The sequence below is a fragment of the Bacillus sp. FSL R5-0585 genome, assembly GCF_038004545.1.
Taxonomy (GTDB): Bacteria; Bacillota; Bacilli; order Bacillales; family Bacillaceae_G; genus Bacillus_A; species Bacillus_A cereus.
Map to the genome: position 1 here is coordinate 2,744,740 of NZ_JBBORJ010000001.1, position 22,985 is coordinate 2,767,724.

Consider the following 22,985-nt stretch of genomic DNA (forward strand, 5'->3'; position numbering starts at 1 on the left):
TTTTTCATTACCTATATCCCACTACGTTGTAACTCGTCCAAGGATATACAATTAAACAACATCTCAAGTTATCTTAGTCGTAATAAGTTGGCCAGCTTCATTAATAGTAACTTTCCATTTCACTCCACTAGCAGTCTTCATGATTATACCTTTACTTGCCTCTATTTCAATATCTCCAAACATTCTTCCACCAGTTGTCGCTAACCAAGCGTTCCCGTTTTCCATAGAAGACCTTGCAAAAATACGATTAATTCGAAAACGCTTATGATCTTGAGAATAACCACTTAATGTAATTCTAACTTTATATAACTGACTCGCCTTCATATTCGATATAATTGTATCGCCAACATTTAATGGAACATCCAACGCGATAACCCAACTTCCAGTTGCGCTTAATGCATATTCAATTTTAATTTTCTTTGGGCTCTCTCCCCACCCAAAATACATTCCAAAACAATTTAACATTTGTATTGGTTTTTTCGTAAAATCCAGTTCAATTACAACTGGATTACTATCTGGAACGTCAATATAGTTTACACTTTGTTCATCTATTAAATTAAAGCAATTTGCGAGATTCCCCCCGTAAGGCACTTTCCCACTTACTTGCTTAATCGTATACTTCTGCTGAGCATTTACTAAAATATCATCTTGATTCCCTATTAAATGTGGTTTATTTAACGTAATCGGTAACTGAATTCGAAGAGATTCTTCATAGGTAGACTTACAAACATTGTACTGTCCTTTATCTACAATAGTTGTAGAAAGTAAATTTGAAAAAAGGTAGTTACGATGCGAATTAGAAGAAAATTCAATGACAATCTGTTCACTACTCATCCGGTACGTATCCCAAATCATACAATCAAATGTATTATACGCACCTGAGCAACGAATTGCTTTTTTCGTTTGTTGTCTACATTGCACTTGAATATCATGAAACGTATTTCCTGAACTTTCATTTGGCAAATCACTATTTCCATCTACTTCAATCCCATACACACATCCATCAATAAATATTGATTGAAATACATTGGCGTTAATCCAGCAAGGTGTATTGATATCATCTATATACTCTGTTTTCAAATATATTGCAGTTTGAAAGTTTTTAATTTGAATAAATTTAACTTGAAAGAAACTAATATAATCCCATGCCTTTTGACAATAAAAATGTATACCTTTTCCTTTATACGATGGAGTTGTATTTATTATATTTATATTCGATATAACAGATTGATTAGGTACTTCGATTTGTTGTGAACCAGAAACATAAATAACAGCAGATTGAAACAATGAATTTATAACTTGAATAGTACCACCAACTATCGAAGCGTTACTTTGTAGCTCAAATGCATTAAAATCCCCATCAATTTGCAGCGTTACGGTAGGATCTAACTCTAATCTTACGTTTGATTTAATAACAATCGGCTTTACAATTTTGTACGTATTTACCCCTGTAATTCTAACCGTCGAAATTCGATTCGCTACACAATAATCAATAGCTTGCTGAATTGCTAATGAGCTATCATTTCCCGAGTTTGGAACTGCGCCAAAACAATCAATGTGAACGCTACCTTCTGGCGCACAATCTTCTTGGGAAGAAATATATTCTGACAAGATAAATTCACTCCTCATATTACCTTTTTCATATAATATGTGAGTTCTCTCTTAAAAGTTTCTATAATAAAAAAAACAAACGACCTACCCGGTCATTTGTTTAATTCATATATATTTTTCGTTTCTTCTATCATTTTAGTTAACGAGAAATACCTCACTGCTTTCTCTCGTGCTTTCAATCTAATATCATTTACCTTTTCTTCATTACCTTGTAGTTCCTCAAGCGCACTTGCAAATTCCGATTCGCAATATTCAGATATCAAAACACCTGATTCTCCATCTATTACCGCTTCATGTATTCCACCAACATCTATTGAAACAATTGGTGTCCCTGTAGCCATCGCTTCAATTACTACCATTGGAAACACTTCACGAAAAGATAATAAAAGTAAGGCATCCATATTCCCTATAAACTCATGTGGTTCTGAAATATTCCCTAACATCTTTACACTCTGTTGCAACCCATATTTTTCTATTTCTTTCATAATCGATTCTTTCTCTGGTCCATCACCAGCAATATAAAACATAAAATCATTTCTCTTTTTCAACACATTTGCAATTTTGACAAATAGTTGATGGTTTTTCTCTTTGGATAATCTAGCTAATATCCCTATTTTATATGTAGATTCTTTCTTTTTCTGCTGGAATAAAAACTTTTCAATATCGACACCGTTATAAATTGTATTTATTTTTTCTTCTGCTACATGAATTGAAATTAAATTATTCTTCTCAAACTCACTTACTGTAATAATATTGTTCACATATTTATTCATGAAATAACGAAAAAGCGTTGGCATTTTCTTTTCTAATATCGTTACATTATGTTTCGTATAAACAATTTTCATCTTTTTTTTAATAAACTTTTGAATTAGAAAAGCATATAATACCATTCGCAAACTATTTGCATGAATAAGCTCTATCTTTCGTTTACAAATTTCGTTTCGTAAATAATAAATATTTCTCAAATGATTCCATCGACTAAGTAATATAAAATTTTCTTTTCTAGTAAGAGATTCATATAGTTCTCCATCACCTGCAGCTGTATAAATCTTAAAATCATCATAACGCAAATTACTTTCCAATTTACAAAAATAGCTCTCGGCTCCGCCAGTTATCAATTTATCTGTCATCAACAGTATATTCATAATTGCGTCTTCCCAACTACATTAATTTTATTTTTTTTATAAGCATGATAAGCATACTTACTAAAATAGTAAAAAATTTGCACCGAATTCAGTCGTTCTTGTTCCCTTAACAATTTCCAATACCGGAAAGCTGCTCTAATTTTATTTCTAGAAACAGAATTTGTAACAATTCTATATTTTGCTAACACTTGCTGTATCCCTTTTGCTTCATACCCTTCATGTAATAAGTTCAGCCATAACGCTGTATCTTCCGGCTGTATACTAGGCATTTCGACATATGGAATTTTTTCACGATCAATCATCACTGTTAAACAACCGATAATTGTATTTCCTACTAAATAATGATAGTCAACAGATTTTGGTGCACTCACTTCACGATTTAATTCATTACCGTTTTCATCAATTAAACTATACGACGCATATGAAAAAGCAATATTCATTTCTTCCATAAATAACAATTGTGTCTTCAATTTATGCGGCAACCATATATCATCGCTATCTAAAAAGGCAATGTACCTTCCTCTCGCCTCTTGGATCGCTAAATTCCGAGCTTTAGCAGCACCAACATTTTCTTTTAATGATAATAACCTAATCCGTGAGTCTCCTTCTATTATCTCTTTAATTTTTTCCGCAGATTGGTCGGTTGAACCGTCATCAACGATAATCATTTCCCAGTTTTCATACGATTGATTCTGTACAGATAAAATTGTCTCACCTATAAATCGTATACTATTATAAGAAGGTGTTATTACAGAAACATAAGGCGGCTTATTATGTGCTGATAGACATTTTACCATCTATCTTTCCCCTTCCTTCATATATTGAAATATACTTCACAACAACTGCTAAAAATAAAAAGAACACTTCGTTAATAATGAGTGACAATGACATCATCTGAAATAAAAATGCAATCATAGTCAATAGAAGATATGGTTTTTCACGAAACAAAGTATGCTGCGCTAACTTAAACATTAATATGAATAAAAACGCACTATATAGAAGAAAACCAATTGTACCCGACTCAGACAAAATTTCTAAAAATGTATTGTGTACATATAATTTTTCATTAAATTGATACTCATAATAATTCGAGAAGTTAAACGCACCGATTCCGATATATGGATTGGATAAATAATATTTAAAAGCAGCTTCCCATAATGTAAATCTACCACTTCCATTATCATGGGAAAAATCAGAAATTCGTTTATTTAATATGTCATCTAATTGGCCCCCCATTACACTATTCGATAAACTAAAAATAACTACACTAAACAATACTAAACTCATAATTATTTTTATTTTTTTAGCGAAACTAGACATACTTATATATACAAAAATGACAAGCACAAGCGCTAATATTCCCCCTCTTGAAAAGGTTAATAGACTCGTCGTAACACATAAAATTAACCCTAAGATGTTAGTGATATTTTGCAAATTCGTCATATAGTACATAAAAAATATTGTATTATAGAAAATAAAAATGTTAGGATCATCTAGCAATCCAATTAACCGTGGATATCCTCTATCAACTAATAATCCAGCAAAAATTTCTCTCTCTTCTCCACCGTATAAACTAAAGTATTGTAAACCGATTATATAGAGTAGTAGACTTACAACATTAAATACTATTCCTACATAAGCAATAGATGATTCAAGTACCACTATTTCAGTATTCCCCAATAAATTTCTCATTATAAAATAGCATCCTAAAACGAGTAGCACGCCAAAAATCATACGAATACTAGCATTTAAATACATAGAAAGAATTCCGCTTAAACAATAAATGAAATAAAACAGTAAAAATATAACTTCATGAAAATATAACTTTTGAATATGAAAGTCTTTAATTGTTAAACAAAAATATATGACTAAAAAAATCATATATATTTTCAATGAAAATCCAATATATAAATTGTATTTACTTAACATAACAAATAATATTAGAAGAATAATCCATCCCATCGATACTTTCATATTATTTTCCATAGGCTATATCCCCTGTTTCGTAATATAATCCTTTTTGCGTATTTTTCTTATAAAAGAAAGAAGAAGTTTTTTTAGCTCATAATCATATAGGAATATGGCTGCTACTACAATTAGTATATTAAGAACAAGCGCAATTAAATGATATGTATGCAATATATATTGCACTCCAATAAAGGTTACACCAAAATAAAGTGTATACGGTATTACAATTTGGAATATAATTTTTTTCTTCACTACACTTACCGCTATATATCCCACTAAAGCGACTATTTCAAATAAAACCATAGCGTATGCCGCTCCTATCACTCCACCAAGACTACTAAAGCTATAAAGCATAACCCCACCTATCACCAACGCTACACACTGCACAACAGTCCTCTTATTTTGACATCCACTCGTCGTTAAACCGTCAGCAATGGCAATATTTAAACTTTGTAGCACAATAAGAAATGATAATATTTGGAGTGGTTCTACTGCATTGCTCCATTCTTCATGAAAAAATATAGAAATAAAGTATGGTGCTAAATGATATAAACCGATCGTCATACATATTCCTACAATCGCCATTGATTTAATTTGAAGCAAATTTAATTTCGTATGCTCTTCTATATTATTCTGGTTATAATGCTTAAAGAGCACCGGAAAAAATGCACCTGCAATTACCCCTGGTACTTGATATAAAGCTGCCGGCATCCGGTACGCCACTGCAAAAATACCTACCATACTTAATGGCAATGTATAGTTAAGCAAGATAGGCGCTAATTGTGGCGTACTCATTATTAAAAAACCGCTAATAATAAAGGGAGTTAATTGCCAAAATAACGCTTTATGAATTAAGACTTTCATATTCATTTTCGTCTTTCTTCTCATGATATATATACTGAATAAACCACCGATCATATACCCAAAAGCATATAAGCGAGCTGTTACATACACCGGTAACTCTCCGAAAATACAAAAACATGTAATTATAATGACAACTGATGCTGATACAACTTTTATGAGCGCTATATACTTCATAAGTTCCGTCAGTTGAAAATAGGCAATCCCTATGTTTTGCCAAGTTAATCCTATTAACATGAAAAACATTACGTTTATCATCATATAAATTAAATTTTTATCCGCATACATATAATGAATAGCAATATAACCGATGATAGAAATAAAAATAAGTAGAATCATCCTTATTTTTATATACGATGATAAAATCTGCTCTAAATCTGCTCCATCCTTTGCCCCTTCTCGAAGAAACGTATTACTAAGTCCTAAGTCTGTAAAGAATAACATAACAAACGTCACTGCTATGGCAACACTAAACATCCCATAATGTTGTGCGTTAAAAAAGTTTGCTAAAACAATTAAACTGACGGCCTGAAGAAGGTTAGCTAAAATCGTACTATAAAATAGATGGATAATATTGTTTAGAATAGATCTACCCATACAAGTTCTCCTTTGCAAGTAACCTACTTACATATGTTGTTTGTTTACATATATATTTATCTTGCACCATTACCGTTCAATACAATTAAAACGGTTTTACATAAAATACGGATGTCCATCCGAAATGTTTTCATTTCAATATACTCCATGTCCAGCCTCAACTTTTCCTTTGGATCAAGATTATACCCTCCATTTATTTGTGCCCATCCTGTTAATCCTGGTTTTACTATTAAACGTTCCTTAAACTCTGGAATATACGCATCAAACTCATTATAAAAAAACTCTCTCTCTGGTCTAGGGCCTACAAAAGACATATCTCCTCTTAAAATATTTAAAAGTTGCGGTAATTCATCAATTCTCGTTTTTCTTATAAACAATCCAACTTTTGTAATTCTTTGATCATGTTCTTTTGCCCATTGTGGTCCGTTCATTTCAGCATCCTTTACCATCGACCTTAATTTAAATACATTAAACTTCTTCCCGTTTATACCTAAACGTTCTTGAAAGTATATTGGAGCCCCTGATGTTTCTAAGGTAATCATAATACAAAAGAACAACATAATTGGTATTGTTAATAGTAACAATATGATTGAAAATATAATATCAAACAAGCGTTTTACACTTCGATTCAATATGCTAGGCTTTTCTTGAGCCGGAATCGTATACAACTTGGCTTGATTTGTTTCACGAATCATGGATCGTTACCCCCACATTCAAGAATATAAAATTATACCTATTAATTCACATTCTTTCCTATTTATATCCGCTATTACTTTTTGCACTGTACGTAGTGAATCTTTTCGCTTTTTAACTGCTAAAACCACCCCATCGCATTTCCCTGCAATTATGTGCGTAGCAGGAAGTTCAAATACTTCAGAAGAATAAACGAAAATGTAATCAAAATCTTCTTTCCACTTAGCAATCGCATTATCAAATTCATCCATAGCAACTAAGGGCGTCCCTGTGTGTACTGTTTTTTTTGCAGGAATACAATATAAGTATTTAGACAAATTACTAGAAAAAGATTCATAATTGCAGGGGGAAGAGCTTATTATATCGTTTACTGTTATCATGTGATCACTTTGTAATAATACATGTAATTTAGGGTCAGAAAAATTCACATCAATAAGTAACACCTTTTTCTTCATTTCCGCAAACACTAGACTCATATTTACTATAAGCGAGGCAACAACCCCTCTGTCCTTCGTTGAACTAACTGTGAACAGTTGTTTCCCAGATTTTTTCAGCTCGTGATACACCGTATAAAACTGCTCTTTCATCAGATCATCATGTAGATCGAATTGCAGCTGTTTCTTTGTCCTAAACATCGACATGTTCACCTCGATATATAGATGATTGTTTATCAACATCTGTAGGTTTCTTTTTTCTATTCGGTTTCATATTTATGTGACCAATAACAGAGACTGTTGTTATTTTCTCTAAATCTTGTTCCGTGTATATACGTTCATCAAAATAATCTCGAAATACAGCTAAACCTATCCCAACAAAAAAACTAACAATTAAAGAAATAGGAATGATCAGTTGAAATTTAGGAAACAATTTTTCAGCCTGTTCCTGTAACTGAGGATCCGTCAACACTTTCACACCTTGTACATTTGTGTACTGTTGAAAACTTTGTTGTGATTGCTCTGCCAATGTCTTTACAATGTCTTTCACGATTTTCGGATTGGAATCTTTTACTGTAACAGTTACAATTTGTGAGTTGTCCGTATTCACAACCGAGATTTTTTGTGCTAATTCATGACTTGATTGCTCTAATTTCAAAGTTTTTTTGACTGTTGAAATAATTAATGGGCTTTTTAAAATATCAACATACGATGTTACTAGTTGCTTATTCTCTTGTGTTTTATTTGTTGAATTTTCCTTATTAAATTCATCTAAATTCCCAACAAGAATTTGCGTTGAATATTGATATGACGGCTTTAAAACATACATAGAGATAAGAACTAAAGAAGCGGTTAAACAACACATCGTTAAAATAATCGTTACGAATCTTCTTTTCAATAATTGTTGAAAATCTTTTATACTCATTTCTTGCTTCAATTATTTCACCGCCCTTTTCTGAATAACATCCTGCAATTCACTCTTTACAGATAACCCTTTCTCTCTTCTATCCACTTGTTTTGTTACATACTTTCCAACTCCGAATGCAAACTTTTCTACATATACATACGAAAGCATTGCAAGTATAAACGAAAAAACAAGTGAAAAAATTAAAATAATAGGCAACGGTAATATTTCATGGAGCATGTATATAAGGGAAAACAACGATATAATATGGTATAAATAAAGACTGTAAGAAATCTTCCCCAAATATAACAAGTATTTATTGCGTAGCAAGGACGACAAAGTTGATATTGACAAGCTTAATATGACAAATAGACTTGCACTTATCGCCACTACGTAGTCTCGAAATATAAAATTATTGAGCACTTTCATTTCTCCAATAAGCCCTTCATACATAAAAAGTAAACTCGCAAATAAAAACCATGCAATTTTCGTGTTTTTAGTACAATTACTATAAAAAACTATTAAATTATTTTTATACTTCGCAACTAGTGCTCCTAGTAAAAACAGCACCGTGTAATGCAATGTTAATGCATAGCTTGTTAATGTTAAGCCCGAGCGAAACAAAAATAATATTACTACAGAACATATACTAAAACTAAACAATAATAGTAATGAACACCTCAACGTTTTTCGTAAGCAAATCATCAAAATTAACGGAAAAATTATTGATATTCGCATTTCATGGACAAGTGACCAAATCACACCGTTATATGCATCTGTATTATATTTCCCAACCAATAAAATATGTTGTGCCATTAAGCTTGAAGAGCTTTCAATCGTCCATGAGCGATTAAACCATTCACTTAAATAAGAAATACCATTTTCACTAATTGTAGCCTGGCATATAATAGCTATAATTATTGCCACAATATAAGGAATATATATTCTGCATATACGTTTTAAAAGGTATGATCCATAGCTACTATAGTTTTTTTGAATAGATTCATACAAAACAAATCCGCTCAAAACAAAAAAGATAATAACAGATTCATTACCACTACTAAAAATTAGACGAGCAGGCGTTTCTTTTAATAGATACACAACAAATGGTTTATTATCTTCATAACTGTAATTTTGAAATGCTGAAAAAATCATTAAATGATGACCAATCATTACTACTAATGAAGAAATCCCTCTTATAGAGTCCAATTCTTCGTATCTCTTCATCGTTTTACATCAACTCCTAATGAAATGATAATAATCATTTCAAAGCGACATCTTTATTCATATTCCTCTCCTTTCTTTTCATTCCAATTTTTCATATTAAAATGATTTTATAGTATAAATTTGAGTGTATTGTAACATTTTTTGTAATATTATGAATAGCGAATCTCAAAAATTGGTATATACCAATTTCAACCTCGAAAAATGAGTAATATTGATAGAAAAACGCTATAAAAATATCTTGCATATTTACAAAATTAAAGAGCTGAATAGCGTTTTTTCAATATAAAATAAAAAAGATAGCCTACATAGGCTATCTTTTTTATTTTATTTAATTACTGGCACCACTATATGCTACATGTCGTTTCTCAATTCTCTCTTCAATTTCTTTCATATTTTCTTTATTATTTAATAGTGATTGTTTATTTTCAATTAATAATTGTTTAAAAGATTTTCTCACTTTTTTTCTCATTTTCATTGTCCTCCTTGGGGGATGATTTATATAAAAGATAAAGAATTATCTGTGTGTTCTTATAATAATTGATTGTTGTGAATTCTATTTGAACTTCATATGAAAATTCCATTTATTTTCTGACAACTTTGTGAACACAAAAAAGTGATTATATAAAACTATGTTAAAATTAATTCACTTCATTATAAAAGTTACTATTTTCATCAACTTTTATCATTATATCTTGTCGAAACATTTATATATTTAAAATTGAGTTCGACATAATTTTATTTACTATAATACTGTTTACAAAAACAAAAAGAAGGTGTCACCAAGTCAAAGTTCGACTTATGCAACATCCCTCTTTCCAAACTATTTATAGCATATTTATTAATATTTCAGGTCTTCCCCAATTCATTTCTTCACAAACAAATCTAAGTTTTTCTTCATCCATTGTGTGTAACCCTTCTTCTAGTGAACATGAAATTGGAACTTCACAGTGAATTTGGGCTAATTGTAACGAAATATTTAAGTTCTCTAAATCACTTTCAATCTTCGTACGCTGCGCTTTTGTTAATGATCCTACATTTTCTAGTACAGCTGATACTGTTCCGTGCTCTTGAATAAGCTTATACGCTGTTTTTTCACCGATACCTTTTACACCTGGATAATTATCACTTGTATCTCCCATGAAAGCTTTTGCATGGACGATTTGCCACGGCTCTACACCTTTTTCTTCCATGATTTTCTCCGGTGTGTAATATTCGTAATTTCCAATTCCTTTACGCAGAAGCATAACTGTAACGTTCTTATCAACAAGTTGAAGTAAATCCGTATCACCTGTTAAAATATAAACTTCAGCTTCATTGCAATATTGTTTTGCAAGCGTACCGATACAATCATCGGCTTCGTAGCCTTTCATACCGATAACTGGAATGGATAATTTCGCAGTCATTTCTTGCACTAAATCGAATTGAGGAATTAATTCTTCTGGTGGCGCTGCACGATTTGCTTTATAATTCGAGAACGATTCTGTTCTAAATGTCGTACTTCCCATATCCCAGCATGTAACGATATGTGTTGGTTCGATCGCTTGCGTAGCTGTTAATAAGTGTTTCATATAACCATGAATCCCGTTCGTAGGGGTTCCATCTTGTCGTTTCATAAATTGTCCGTAGACACTTGTTGCGTAAAAAGCACGAAATAATAGTGCCATACCATCAACTAATAATACTTTTTTCATAATTCCTCTCCTATTAAAAAAATAATAACCTTACGTTATCACGTAAGGTTATATAAATAGATTACCATTCTACGTTTTTGCTCAACTTTGTCTATTATACATTGTTTTTGTATATTTAGCATCATTAACACATTAAGACGTTCTACTACAACAGGTATGCAAGATGCCTGAATACGTATTTTTTCCAGTAGAAACAACGATAGCTTTTGCATTTCCACTAACGATATGCGAACCTTTAAAACATACATTTTCAAGCTCCAGTGGATTATAATCTTTCATCCGTTTTAATGGAATAAATCGTTTACGTTCAAGGTGATAGCAGCTCTCAAACTTCTCTATATTCGCTTCGTTTCCCGTTAACACAGACTCATTCACTAATAAATCATCTGCATAAATAATACGTACATCAGCTGGCACAGCATCTCCAGCCGAAAGAAAAATCATATCTCCAGGTACAAGTTCTTGCACAGGTATCTCCATCATTTTCAGTTCACTATTTAGCCCTGTACTACTAGAACATTCTACTCTAGATACAGTAATCGTTTCACGTTGTAATTCATCACACACACGTTGTTTTGAAAAACCTGGAATCATGCCACCTAGCTTCATCATTACTTCTGCAAGAAGTGCTCTTTTTGAAGTTAGTTCATTTCGGCCATATACTTGAATACGTTTTTGTGCCTCTTTCATTGATAGTCCGTCTCTTGTTGTTTTAAAATATGCAAATACAGATTTTACATCTCTTGTTGCAATTTCAATTAATAAATCTTTATTTTTTTGGAGCATTGTTTGTTCTTTTATTGATTTTTTACTTAGTTTATATGACGTGTTACCCACAGTTTTGTTTGCATATAACATATTATCGTCTCCTCCTTTAGAACATAGGAAGAAACGCTTTGTTTCTCAATTTATCCACTTTACTGTGAAAGTGTCTCGCGCTTTATAAACGCTACATTGTGATAAATATAGAGGGAGGAACAAATCGTTTCCTGCCTACATCATATATTTTTGATTTGAAGTATATGGGTAACGGAACCGAGTCAGAATTTGACATGCTCCTCACCTCCTCGTTTAATTTTATAGTTTATACTATGAAATTACTCATAGCTTGGTAACAAAAAAGGCCCCTACCCTTAAGAGAGTAGCGGCCATTACATACACAAATAAACGATTTCTAATATAATTAGAAATCTACGGACCTCTCCCTCACCGAGTTTTAGCACTGTATAGCATAGGTACATTACCAGCTACGTTAAGAAAAACCTTAATTCGATCATTCCTGTTGACCCATTGGCGTCTCTCGACATTTTTGGGCAGTAGCATTTCTCTATACAGGAGCCTCACCTAACAGAGACTTATTTTCATTACATTGAAAATGTTACTCTTATTTAAAATAGATGTCAACCGTAGCCTACAATTTTTTCAAAAGGTATGGCAAACTAACATATATAAAGTGAAACTTTAATCAGCCCTCACCAATCGGGCTTTTACGGGATAAAATAAAAAACTTTACGTTTAAACGTAAAGTTTTTAATAAGTTATACAACCAGCGATTACAATCCCAATTGAAAGCGATAAAAACATAAGAAAAAGACCGACTGCTTGATTATCTTCTTCGAGACTTTTGTTTATATTAAAGCGTGGTGTAAGCCACTCAGCTAAATAAAAGACGATAATTTGAGCCAAAATCCCAACTGCTCCCCACGAAATCATATCAAGAAGTGAAATTGAATTAGCTGCTGTCGAATATAAAACAACAGCTAACCCAAGTAATCGTCCTCCAAGCACATAGCTTACCGCCTTATTTCCTTGAGCCATTAATTTAAATTCCTTTACTTTCGTTGTCACTTCCATCAAGAACAGACCTATACATAAAAGGCCGAGTGTTACTACTAAATATAATAAAAAATTAATCATTTTTTCCCCTCCTTTTTATACCTACCGGTAAATAGTACGATTCATTTCCTGTAATCTTTTCTCCCGCACGAATACCGATACTACTCGCTTTTCCAGCAATTAAAAACGAACCAAACACATATGACAGTTTCTCGATCCCTTTTTCTGTTTCCAAGGATACGACTGGCAGTTCGATATACTTTTGAAATATCGGCAGTGACGCTTTATATGTTTGGTGTGCATTTTGAAGCATAATATTTTCGTCTTTATCGCGAATCGTAATTGTATCTCCTTCTCTCCCAAATGAAGGTTTTTGAACAAAAGAACCTTTTCCTAAAAATAAATCTGGTTCTAAATATGTAGGTAACATATACTCTTTAATCCACTGTTGTTCCTCATTTGTATAAAAGGCCTCTTCTTCTGCTAACCCCCAAATAAGACACTGAATTGATTTTGGCTGAAGTAAAAATGCTGACAAAGGATTTATTATAAAAAGCTTTCTGGCTTTTACAAGTTGTAACAATTCCACACCTACCAAATCTCCTGTTTCAGGATCTTGATCCTCAATTAAATCTTCTATCGGATATGTTTGGCGATATAAAACATCAATCTTCGCCCCATCTTTATCGACTAGAGCATCCTTTGTAATTCTAAGTTCTGACATTGGCACTACTTTATTTTCAACATGGCATAGCTGACTTAAATACATAATGGTATTCCAATCCTCGATATGTTCATGATGTGCTGTAAAAACAACATTTGGATTATCTAATCCCTTTGTCGCTTCCATTACTGCTTTCGTTACACCAGAAGATAGCAATCGTTCTTGATCCGAGTTTGGATCATCATAGCCTAGATTTTCACATACTTTCCCATTCATTTGAAAGCATTCCATAATAAAAGTTGGTGTATCACTATTAAACTCAAGCATTTTGATTTGGTTATCCTCTGTTACGGCAAAATCAAATCGCGAAATTACAGATTCAGGATAAAGCCCTTTCATTCTAATGAATGATAAGCTCGCAGGAGGAAAACCAAGCTCAAGAAGCTGTTCGTCACTTAAATTTCGCAAAAGTCTAGCAGTCTTAAAAAATATTTTACCCATTCGTTCAGTCGCTAAGTGTAATTGTTCCAAAGTCTGATTTGTTATAGAAAAAACATGAAACAAACTATACTCACATTCATATAAATCCGACCAAAAATTCGGATATTTTAAATAAAATTCTTTTCGATCCCTTATGTATTGCGACATATTTTAGCCCCCAAATCCTCCCTTTGAACCGCTTCCAATTCCACCTTTAAATTCAGCAGACGATTGATACGATTTAAACGCCGATGAATTTTTAAAAGTGGATTTATTTTGATAGTATCGCCCACCATAGAAGTAATGCCCACGATAACCTGAACTACTATCATCACACTGCCATACCCCAAGTTCATCATCCCAATCCCAATCAGAACAACTATTATCATTCGGTTTTGGGGGAAGATCTTGTGCGCAACCAAATAAAGTGCCAGTCATTAAAGACGTTACGACACCACCTACTAGCCATTTCGTTTTTGTCACCTTCGCACTCCCCTTTTTAAATTCTATTCCTATTATATAGGATAGCATGATAAAGTAGAAGAAAAAGGAAGAAGAGGGATTAAATGCGCTTAGAATATCGACTTAATGATGAAACAAAAGGGTATCCTGCTTTATGGAACTACGCCAATATTTCTAATTCTGAAATTATCGCACGCATGACTTGTGAATATTTTATTAAAGAGAAAAATACTTATGTTGTTACTGCAACTTCGGTTGATCCAGACGGAACAGCAGTTATTTATATTCAAAAAGAAGTTTTCACAAATGACCCTTCAGACCCTACATACTCCTACATCGGTTTTGAAATTAGAGAACTAAGTGAAACGAGTTCAAACATAGTAGATAGTCAAGATGTATGGAACTATGAAGAAATTTTACCATCTCTTCATTCAGATATTATATATATTCAGCGAGACGGCATGTCTATGGAGTTCTCCTTAGATTCAAGAGAGATTGATGAAGACAGAAAGTGCTACATTTATTACGGAAACTTCACAGGTGAATCAAGATAATATTGATATATCTATGCAACAAAAAAACCTTACGTATAAAACGTAAGGTTTTTATATAGCCCCACATATGCCGTTCTCTCTAGATGTCCATAAACCTGCTCTCACAGGTGGATGCTCTCACAAATGTTTGTAACTTCCTTCTTAAAAAGATGGCATGTTAGCTACATTTAAATATTGAACTTCCATATTAAACTTATTGGTTTAAGACATGCATAAGCTACGTACACCGTAGGAATTTTATATAAGGTTAGTTGAAATAAGACCCCCGCACGTGCCGCTCCTCGTAAATGTCCAAAAACCCGCTACTCGCAGGTGGATGCCCTCACAGTTACCGTACATCTTCCTCCACAAGGAAGGCTTGATGATGGTCGCTAAATATTGAGCTTCCGTATAACTAACATCGGTTTTAGACATAAATAAGTTACGCACACCGCAGGATGTATTATTTACTTGTCGTTATATTATCACATTGTTTCTAATGTGTAAAATACAAAGTTTTTCGAGCAATCTCTTGCTTGTGACCTTATTTTAATACAAATTATTTTTGCATGCAAGTGATTAATCTTCTTCTTTTGCAATTTGATTTTCTGGATAAGAAATCCAATCACTCCAGCTACCTGCATACAATTTTACATTTTGGAATCCAGCCAATTTTAATGCAACGATATTTGGACATGCCGTAACACCAGAACCACAATATACGATTGTTTCCTTATCTTTCGACAGATTTTGGAATCGTTCTTGTTGCCCAGCTTCATTCTTAAATTGTCCTGATTGCAACATTCCATCCTTCCAGAAATGGTTTACCGCTGTTGGAATATGTCCTGCTTTATGATCGACAAGTTCCTCTACACCAGCATAACGTTTCGGCTCTCTAGAATCAATTAATGTAACATCCGCACCTGCACGGATATTCTCTCTGACCGTTTCCATCGTTACAAGCATATGATCTTGTATATTAGCTTTGAATGTTTTTCGTATAGCAACAGGAATTTCCGCTGTTGTCGGTAGTCCATTCTCTTTCCAAGCCGGGAAACCACCATCTAATATATATACTTTCTCATGTCCTACATAGTTACATAACCACCATAAACGAGCAGCATTTGCACCGGCTTGACTGTCATACGCAATTACTGTCGTATGCTCATCAATACCAGCCTCCGAAAGCTTGTCTGCAAACTCCTCAATATCTGGTAAAGGATGGCGGCCACCATGTTCTGCTATAGGACTTGATAAATCTAAATTCAAATCAAAATATAACGCATGAGGAATATGTCCTTCTTCATACTTTTCTCTACCCCAATTAGGATTCGCTAAATCAAAACGACAATCGATTATACGGACATTCTCATCTTCTATATGCTCACGTAACCATTCGACTGTAACTATCATCTTTAACGACCTTCTTTCTCTTTCAAACGACTTACATACTCCATAACCATTTCTTCTGTAACATATTTACGCTGCAAGGTAACACCATTTTTTGCAAGATCATTAATTTGCTTCGTTACAACATTAATGACATCAACCGAAAATTCTTTCCCATTTGACGCAAGAGATACGGCTGCTTCAATAGCTGCTTCACGCTGTGCATCTAATTGTAAACATGCTTTTACACTTTCATTTTGTTTACGAGAATGTGCTGTAATTGCTTTATGTACTTCCATCTTCTCTTCCCCCTAAATAGTTATACGTTTTTATTCAATTCCATTGCAAGCCGGATCATATCACGACATACAATCCCATTTTCAATAATCTCTTCTTCATAATGCTTCGAAAAGTAATCAAAATCAATAGAAAAAATACGAAATCCACATTTTTGATATAAAGCAAGTTGTGAAACACTAGAATTGCCTGTACCAACTTCAAGTTTTGACATACCGTATCCTTTAGCAGTTTCTACAGCATGCCTTAATAGCTTCTTCCCAATCCCTTTTCCTTGCAAATACTCTGCAACCGCAATATTCATGATTTCCATCGTCTTTGGCCTTGTTTCCAAAAGAACATATACACCGATAACGCTTCCCCCCTGCTTAGCTACGTATGTTAATCCTCTTTGTACATACGTAGCTATTTGCCGTTCACTTGGATCAGCAAGTAACAATAGAGACTTCGGTATAGCCTCTTTTGGAATACGTTCTATTACAACAGACATAAAAAATTCCCCCTTCTCTATTGTTCTAAACCCTCCTTGTCTACCATAAGTAATAGAAAGGAGGGATTCACCATGGACAACAATGAGAAAAAATGCAACGTCATCTCTATTGATGGAAAGAAGAAGAAAAGCGACACGTATTCCTATCCAAAATTAGTAGTTGAAAACAAAACATATGAATTTTCTTCATTCGTCTTATGCGGTGAAACACCAGATGGCAGACGACTCGTTCTTACTCATATGATTTCTACCGATGAATTTGCTGGATTTGTAAAATCTTTAGATACTGTACTGCAAAAGAAAATTGAACGAATCTTTTTCTCCTAACGACTATATAACATAAATTTCTTTTTCAATCTCTACTAACTGCTTTTGCAATTGTTCTTTACTTTGTTCATATAGAGATACATCAATCGTTTCAGCCAGTGCAAACAATATACTTTCATAATAGTTCATCACATCTTGCTGCATCACTTTTTGGAATAAGTTCCACTTCATATCCCACTCTTGCTTATAATGATGAACAAATAAATCTTTTTCATCAGCTACATAGTTTGATACGAGCGGTTCTAATACAGATTTAGCGTCTTCTTGCATAAAAGCTTTGTCATTCTTTTCAAAAAAGCTTTTCTCATTTTTAAAATGTGCCAATGCTTTTTTGAAATCTTTTATTTCAACTGAAGGAAACGGTTCTTTATGTGTAATATCTTTATATTCATACTCCACTGTTCCATTCATAGAAATTGATTCATTTTCTACTTTACAGTTCACTACAATTTCGTCCTTTGCACGCTTCATCGCTTCATCTATCCATTTTTCAAGGCGTAATGATGTCGCACGCATTTCTTGCAATAAATCATGCTGAATAAATGCTACTAATTCCATAACACACTGTTGCAATTGTGTTTTCACATTTCCATCCGTTCGAAGTGACGCCGGATTAATAAATTCAGTAAACACATCGTTATAGCGTAGGAATAGACGCTGTTGCACGTAATAAAGCAACTCTTTCACTTCATTTTGCATCGCCTGTTCTTCAGCAAGTACACTATATGAAGAAATGATATGAAGTAGTTGATCACGCTCTGCTTCATATTTTTTCGTTTGCTTCTCTTTCTCTTCATTTCCCTGCTTTGCACCCTTTATCATGTTTACTAAAAGCTGATTTGCCCCTTGCAACGCACCATATAGAGCATGCACAGAAACAAGCATTAAATCTCTCATCATAAAGGATGTAAATGATTCCTCAAACTTAGTAATCCCAGAGTTTTGTAAAATACCATACTTCTCTTTTTCAACATTCTTTCCTTGTTTCTCTTCAAGCGCACATAAACTTGAAATTGCAAATAAACGCGGATTTCTAATACCGTATTGCAGTAGCTGATCTGCGATATAACCTTTTACCATTTCAAGTTCTTCTTCAGACTCTGCTAAATCCGCCGCATTAATTAAGAAGAACATTTTATCAAGGGCAAAAGTATCCTTTACACGACCAAGCTGAATTAAAAATTCACGGTCAGCACGAGAGAATACATGGTTATAATATGTTACAAATAAAATAGCATCTGCGTTTTTAATATACTGGAATGCAACATCCGTATGGCGAGCATTGATAGAATCCGCTCCAGGTGTGTCTACAAGCGCTACGCCTTGCCTTGTTAATGCACAATCATAATAAAGCTCCATGTACTCAACAAAACACGATTTTTCTTCATTCGCTACATAATCAGAAAACTCTTCTAATGTAACTTGTACTTGCTCTCCTAAATGAGAAGAAACCGTATCATACCCTTTTTGTACCGCTCGTAAAAAGCTAAATGTTGTTTTTTGCTTTCCAGTTGGTGAAGGATACTTCATAACTTTATCAATTTGTGCTAACGCTTCATCTAACGTAGTAATCTCATAATGAAATAGCTTATAAACAGCTTTCATATCTTCTAATAAAGCTTGCTTTGATTTAAATTGAACCATTACTGTTCCGTGTGGTTTTTCCTCTGTAACCGGCAAAATTTGATTAATCGTTGCCGTCGTCGGGTTTGGTGATACAGGAAGTACTTTCTCACCGAGTAAGGCATTGGCAAATGATGATTTTCCAGCACTAAATGCCCCGAATAACGCTACTGTAAATTGTTTTGTTTCCACACGTCTTCTTTTCTCTATTACCTCTTGCTGTACATGTTTCAGCGCTGGCAATGGCTCTAATATCGTTTCAGCTTTTTTCACTTTCTCTAATATCCGCTGAATATTTAAAGCCGCCGTTCCTTTCAGCTCTTCTTCATGAACCGCTACGTTATCGTTTACGATTTCCTGCTCTTGTAGTGTAAATTTCTCACTAACAATTTGCTTTTCCCTTTGCAATATCTCATCTATTTGCAGCCCTTCAGGCATAGCAACATGATCGTGCCAAACATTTCGTAAATAGTCTTCATATGCCTCCAAATTGTTACTGTATTGTAATTGTGTTTCTTTCGCCGTTTGCAGCATCGTATGTGTTTCAATCTCTTCTTCAATACGAGCAACTGCTTCTCTCACCTTTTGCTTTAAAACGACCGCACTTTTATCAAAAATTTGCTGCGCTTTTATAAAATAACGCTTCTTTAGTTCATTCGCTACATCCGCTGTATAAAGAAGTAAGTAATCACCTGTGAAACCTGCGCCTTGTTTAATTACCTCAGCCAACATTTCTGGTCCGAAAGCAATTTCTAACCCATATATGTCTTTCCCAATTTCCTCCGTGAACAATCCTTCTTCTTTTAAGAAGGCTACAATAAATTCCTTCACATGAAAATCAAGCTGCGTTTCAACAGTCTTTTGAAGGGCAGAATAAAACGCCTCTACACGCCTTTGTTTTTCTTGCTCCGTCTTTCCTTTCGCAAATAGCAAACCGACTTTAAACTTTGTTAATTTCGTTTCTAAGTACGCATTTGCCAATTCTCTCATTTCAAATGGCATTAAATACGCGTTATCTAATATAGCTTGTAGGCCTTTTATAAATTCATTTCTCACATGAGACTCTTTACTTGCCTCACGATTTTTCGCTTCCGTTAACTCTTCCTTCTTTTCAACTACCTCTGAAATAGAAAGTGGTGATGCTAACTCTTCCTCATATTTCAAAAGAGCTTTTTCATTTTCAGAAACAATAAACGAGAAATGTTCCCCCATTAAATATTCTGTTTCTCGCTCCATTCCAGTCCTTACATACTGCTCTTTTTCTTTCATAATAGAAGTAATTAACGTTTCTAAGCTTCCAATTTCATTATGTGGATGGTTCATCATTCGTAATGACGTATAATATACTCCATCTACTTCAATATCCCAGTTAGAGAACGATTGCTTTACACTATCTTTATAATTCTCAAACGACAATTCATTTTCTTTATGTTTATCTATTTGATTGACAACGAGATAAACCGTTTTATTACGTTGTTTCAATTCTTTAACAAATTGCAAATTCACTTCCGATTGGACGTGATTATAATCCATCATATAAAAAATTACGTCTGCTAGATGTAGCGTTGATTCTGTCGCTAATTGATGGGCATCATCTGTTGAGTCAATCCCTGGTGTATCTACTAACATAACACCTTCAGGAATTGGCGCATCATTCCGATAAATGTGAACACCAATTACCTCATCACCATCTTTACAAATTTGTTTTAATTCTTCAGCTGAATATGCACCGTCATACTCGTACTGTTCTCCAGATTTAACCGTTACAACAACACGATCCATTCCTTTTTCAATCTTGACAACGTTAGCGCTTGTCGGAATTGGACTTGTTGGTAACAACTGCGCTTTATATAGATGATTCATCATCGTTGATTTCCCTGCAGAGAAGTGACCACAGAACGCTATCATAAGCTGTTCTTGTTTATATTTTTGAATCACCTCAAACAACTTTAAACTATTCTCTGCATCGCCGTGTTTTTGCCACTCTTCATAAAAACAAACAAGTTTTTTCATACCGTTTGTCTGTACTATGTTTGTCATCCCCTTGTTCCCCTTTATCCAAGATGTATATACTTTTCCCCGCTATTTGCGAGCTCATAACCAGTGAGAGTTACACCTACCCATTGATTACAGTTTCACTTTACTATCATACTAAATTTTCAGCATATTCTCATTAAAAATAAAAAATCCCTTTCATTCTTTTTACAAATGAAAGGGATTTTATGTCATATCACTCATTTTGCTGTTCCTACTCCATTTAAAACATACTTTGCAATAACTGCATATACAGCTACCGTACCTGCTACTAATGCATATACCATACTGATGCACCAACCTTTTTTGATAATGATTATCACTTTTGAATACAGTTTATCATTAAAGAGAATCATTATCAACACTTTTCATAAAGAAAGCTCCTTATAAGAAGGAGCTTTACTGCCTGTTTTGAAAAAGGTTAAAACTTGTTGTGCACTCTTATTATATCTCATCCTACATAACTTAACAGTTTAAAAAAATGGAAATATCCCCTATCCCCCCCACCTTACATTTTGTATAATAAAAGGGAATTACTTAACAAGGAGGAAAAAAATGACACAAAATCTCACACAAGGCGAGAGGATACACTCCATTGATGTTATTAGAGGAATAGCTGTACTAGGTATTTTTCTTGTGAATTGGCCTGTTATCGCCGGGGTTGACTCACGTGATCTTTCAGGAATTTACGAAGGGATAGACAGCTACATTCGCCTATTTTACGATATGTTTATTCAAACGAAATTTTATACAATTTTTTCGTTTTTATTCGGATTAGGTTTTTATATTTTTATGAGTCGTGCTGAAGCGAAAACAGATCATCCAAAAATTTTATTTGTTCGCCGCTTATTTATTTTATTATTATTCGGTTTCTTACATTACGTTCTTTTATGGGACGGAGACATTTTACATACTTATGCGATTGCTGGATTTTTCTTATTTTTATTTTATAAGAGAGAACCTCGTACTATTTTAATATGGGCTATCGTTTTATTGAGTATTTTTCAATTCATTATGCTAATGGCTGGTATTACGGTTGCATTGGTACCAAAGGAAGAGCTAGGTTTTTCCTTACCTATCATGCCATTAGAAGACTGGCTGTCACAAATACAAAATCGTTTCCATGCATTTTACGCTGATGGAATTGGATTAAATTTACTTATGCTTCCAGAAACAGTTGGGCTATTTTTACTTGGTTTATACGCCGGCAAAAAGGATATTTTCCGCCGCACGAAAGAGTTAGATCCAAAACTTAAAAAATGGCAAATTATTATGTTCCTTTTAACATTACCAATGTGGTTCTTCATGGTCCGTTACTTCTTATCAAAACCATTTTATGAACCAATTTATATGCAGGTCTTTACAATGTTTAGCGGAAAAACGTTATTCATATTCTACATTTTCACTCTAATGCGTTTATTACAAAAAGAAAAATGGCAAACGTTATTACGTCCATTCCAATACGTTGGACGAATGGCATTAACAAATTACATCTCGCATACAATTGTTACATTACTTGTATTCGGACTATTGTTCAAAAATGATTATCTTGCTCCATTATGGGTAGGACCACTATTTTGCATCGGTTTCTACACGCTGCAAGTCTTTATTAGCCGCTGGTGGCTGTCACGTTACCAATACGGGCCACTTGAGTACATTTGGCGTCTTGGTACTTACGGGAAAATGATGCCACTTAAAAAGAAAAGCAAGGTCTCATAA

At 33.6% G+C, this 22,985-nt stretch carries 23 protein-coding genes, 2 other RNA genes and 1 riboswitch; of the genes, 3 read left to right on the forward strand and 22 right to left on the reverse strand.

The annotated features are described in order from the left end of the window. Nucleotides 1-63 precede the first annotated feature (63 nt). From MKY38_RS14005 to MKY38_RS14075, 15 genes are all read right to left on the reverse strand, one after another. Complete coding sequence (locus MKY38_RS14005; protein ID WP_000006038.1) at nt 64-1,611, reverse strand: hypothetical protein; 1,548 nt, start codon at nt 1,609-1,611, stop codon at nt 64-66. A gap of 92 nt (nt 1,612-1,703) precedes the next feature. Beyond that, a complete protein-coding gene (locus MKY38_RS14010; RefSeq protein ID WP_078384997.1) occupies nt 1,704-2,756 on the reverse strand; it encodes a glycosyltransferase family 4 protein in 1,053 nt (350 codons plus the stop codon). Next, a complete protein-coding gene (locus tag MKY38_RS14015) occupies nt 2,753-3,553 on the reverse strand; it encodes a glycosyltransferase family 2 protein (protein WP_078384996.1) in 801 nt (266 codons plus the stop codon). The genes MKY38_RS14010 and MKY38_RS14015 overlap by 4 nt, the downstream gene beginning before the upstream one ends. Then, nucleotides 3,528-4,742 (reverse strand): O-antigen ligase family protein, encoded by a 1,215-nt coding sequence (locus MKY38_RS14020; protein WP_341049138.1) that lies wholly within the window; start codon nt 4,740-4,742, stop codon nt 3,528-3,530. The genes MKY38_RS14015 and MKY38_RS14020 overlap by 26 nt, the downstream gene beginning before the upstream one ends. Before the next feature lie 3 nt (nt 4,743-4,745). Next, entirely contained in the window at nt 4,746-6,182 is a 1,437-nt protein-coding gene (locus MKY38_RS14025) for an oligosaccharide flippase family protein (protein ID WP_114555617.1), read from the reverse strand. A 56-nt stretch (nt 6,183-6,238) separates the two neighbouring features. After that, a complete protein-coding gene (locus MKY38_RS14030) occupies nt 6,239-6,877 on the reverse strand; it encodes a sugar transferase (RefSeq protein ID WP_000617648.1) in 639 nt (212 codons plus the stop codon). A gap of 18 nt (nt 6,878-6,895) precedes the next feature. Continuing rightward, a complete protein-coding gene (locus tag MKY38_RS14035; RefSeq protein WP_114555618.1) occupies nt 6,896-7,516 on the reverse strand; it encodes a CpsD/CapB family tyrosine-protein kinase in 621 nt (206 codons plus the stop codon). Continuing rightward, nucleotides 7,503-8,246, reverse strand: a complete 744-nt coding sequence (locus MKY38_RS14040; RefSeq protein ID WP_065223994.1) for a YveK family protein — start codon at nt 8,244-8,246, stop codon at nt 7,503-7,505. Before MKY38_RS14040 ends, MKY38_RS14035 begins: the two co-directional genes overlap by 14 nt. Beyond that, on the reverse strand, nt 8,247-9,440 hold the full coding sequence (locus MKY38_RS14045) for an acyltransferase family protein (protein ID WP_341049139.1): 1,194 nt from the start codon (nt 9,438-9,440) through the stop codon (nt 8,247-8,249). A gap of 328 nt (nt 9,441-9,768) precedes the next feature. Beyond that, nucleotides 9,769-9,909, reverse strand: coding sequence for an FbpB family small basic protein (locus tag MKY38_RS14050; protein ID WP_001228048.1), 141 nt, complete (start codon nt 9,907-9,909; stop codon nt 9,769-9,771). Nucleotides 9,910-10,264: 355 nt separating this feature from the next. After that, nucleotides 10,265-11,131: a 5'-3' exonuclease gene (locus tag MKY38_RS14055; RefSeq protein ID WP_065223992.1), complete on the reverse strand. Its 867-nt coding sequence runs from the start codon at nt 11,129-11,131 to the stop codon at nt 10,265-10,267. Between the two features lie 132 nt (nt 11,132-11,263). Next, complete coding sequence (locus MKY38_RS14060) at nt 11,264-11,989, reverse strand: P-type ATPase (RefSeq protein ID WP_000964949.1); 726 nt, start codon at nt 11,987-11,989, stop codon at nt 11,264-11,266. A 335-nt stretch (nt 11,990-12,324) separates the two neighbouring features. Then, a riboswitch (M-box (ykoK) riboswitch) is annotated at nt 12,325-12,490 on the reverse strand. Between the two features lie 171 nt (nt 12,491-12,661). After that, nucleotides 12,662-13,048 carry a DUF350 domain-containing protein gene (locus tag MKY38_RS14065; protein WP_000606869.1) on the reverse strand — a complete coding sequence of 129 codons (387 nt, stop codon included), beginning with the start codon at nt 13,046-13,048 and terminating at the stop codon, nt 12,662-12,664. Next, nucleotides 13,041-14,279, reverse strand: coding sequence for a glutathionylspermidine synthase family protein (locus MKY38_RS14070; RefSeq protein ID WP_078385341.1), 1,239 nt, complete (start codon nt 14,277-14,279; stop codon nt 13,041-13,043). Before MKY38_RS14070 ends, MKY38_RS14065 begins: the two co-directional genes overlap by 8 nt. A gap of 3 nt (nt 14,280-14,282) precedes the next feature. Further along, nucleotides 14,283-14,594 (reverse strand): hypothetical protein, encoded by a 312-nt coding sequence (locus tag MKY38_RS14075; RefSeq protein ID WP_000169030.1) that lies wholly within the window; start codon nt 14,592-14,594, stop codon nt 14,283-14,285. Nucleotides 14,595-14,677: 83 nt separating this feature from the next. Between MKY38_RS14075 and MKY38_RS14080 the strand changes: the two genes are divergently transcribed. Beyond that, nucleotides 14,678-15,127, forward strand: coding sequence for a hypothetical protein (locus MKY38_RS14080; protein ID WP_001235526.1), 450 nt, complete (start codon nt 14,678-14,680; stop codon nt 15,125-15,127). 54 nt (nt 15,128-15,181) lie between these two features. On the opposite strand, the gene ssrS (MKY38_RS14085) is transcribed toward MKY38_RS14080, so the two are convergent. The 5 genes from ssrS (MKY38_RS14085) to MKY38_RS14105 all read right to left on the reverse strand — a co-directional run bounded on the left by ssrS (MKY38_RS14085) (nt 15,182) and on the right by MKY38_RS14105 (nt 17,282). Next, nucleotides 15,182-15,365, reverse strand: a non-coding RNA gene (gene ssrS / locus MKY38_RS14085) — 6S RNA. Between the two features lie 21 nt (nt 15,366-15,386). Continuing rightward, nucleotides 15,387-15,569: non-coding RNA, 6S RNA (ssrS, locus tag MKY38_RS14090), on the reverse strand. A 116-nt stretch (nt 15,570-15,685) separates the two neighbouring features. Beyond that, nucleotides 15,686-16,519 carry a sulfurtransferase gene (locus MKY38_RS14095; RefSeq protein WP_078385340.1) on the reverse strand — a complete coding sequence of 278 codons (834 nt, stop codon included), beginning with the start codon at nt 16,517-16,519 and terminating at the stop codon, nt 15,686-15,688. A 2-nt stretch (nt 16,520-16,521) separates the two neighbouring features. Continuing rightward, on the reverse strand, nt 16,522-16,794 hold the full coding sequence (locus tag MKY38_RS14100) for a YpbS family protein (protein WP_000451818.1): 273 nt from the start codon (nt 16,792-16,794) through the stop codon (nt 16,522-16,524). 20 nt (nt 16,795-16,814) lie between these two features. Then, complete coding sequence (locus MKY38_RS14105; RefSeq protein ID WP_065223989.1) at nt 16,815-17,282, reverse strand: GNAT family N-acetyltransferase; 468 nt, start codon at nt 17,280-17,282, stop codon at nt 16,815-16,817. A gap of 72 nt (nt 17,283-17,354) precedes the next feature. On the opposite strand from MKY38_RS14105, the gene MKY38_RS14110 reads away from it, so the two are divergent. Further along, nucleotides 17,355-17,609, forward strand: a complete 255-nt coding sequence (locus MKY38_RS14110; RefSeq protein ID WP_000369740.1) for a DUF3931 domain-containing protein — start codon at nt 17,355-17,357, stop codon at nt 17,607-17,609. Between the two features lie 3 nt (nt 17,610-17,612). Here MKY38_RS14110 and MKY38_RS14115 read toward each other — a convergent pair whose 3' ends face one another. After that, complete coding sequence (locus MKY38_RS14115; RefSeq protein WP_114555620.1) at nt 17,613-21,272, reverse strand: dynamin family protein; 3,660 nt, start codon at nt 21,270-21,272, stop codon at nt 17,613-17,615. 194 nt (nt 21,273-21,466) lie between these two features. Next, nucleotides 21,467-21,631 carry a hypothetical protein gene (locus MKY38_RS14120; protein ID WP_341050378.1) on the reverse strand — a complete coding sequence of 55 codons (165 nt, stop codon included), beginning with the start codon at nt 21,629-21,631 and terminating at the stop codon, nt 21,467-21,469. Nucleotides 21,632-21,821: 190 nt separating this feature from the next. On the opposite strand from MKY38_RS14120, the gene MKY38_RS14125 reads away from it, so the two are divergent. Then, nucleotides 21,822-22,985 carry a DUF418 domain-containing protein gene (locus MKY38_RS14125; protein WP_341049140.1) on the forward strand — a complete coding sequence of 388 codons (1,164 nt, stop codon included), beginning with the start codon at nt 21,822-21,824 and terminating at the stop codon, nt 22,983-22,985.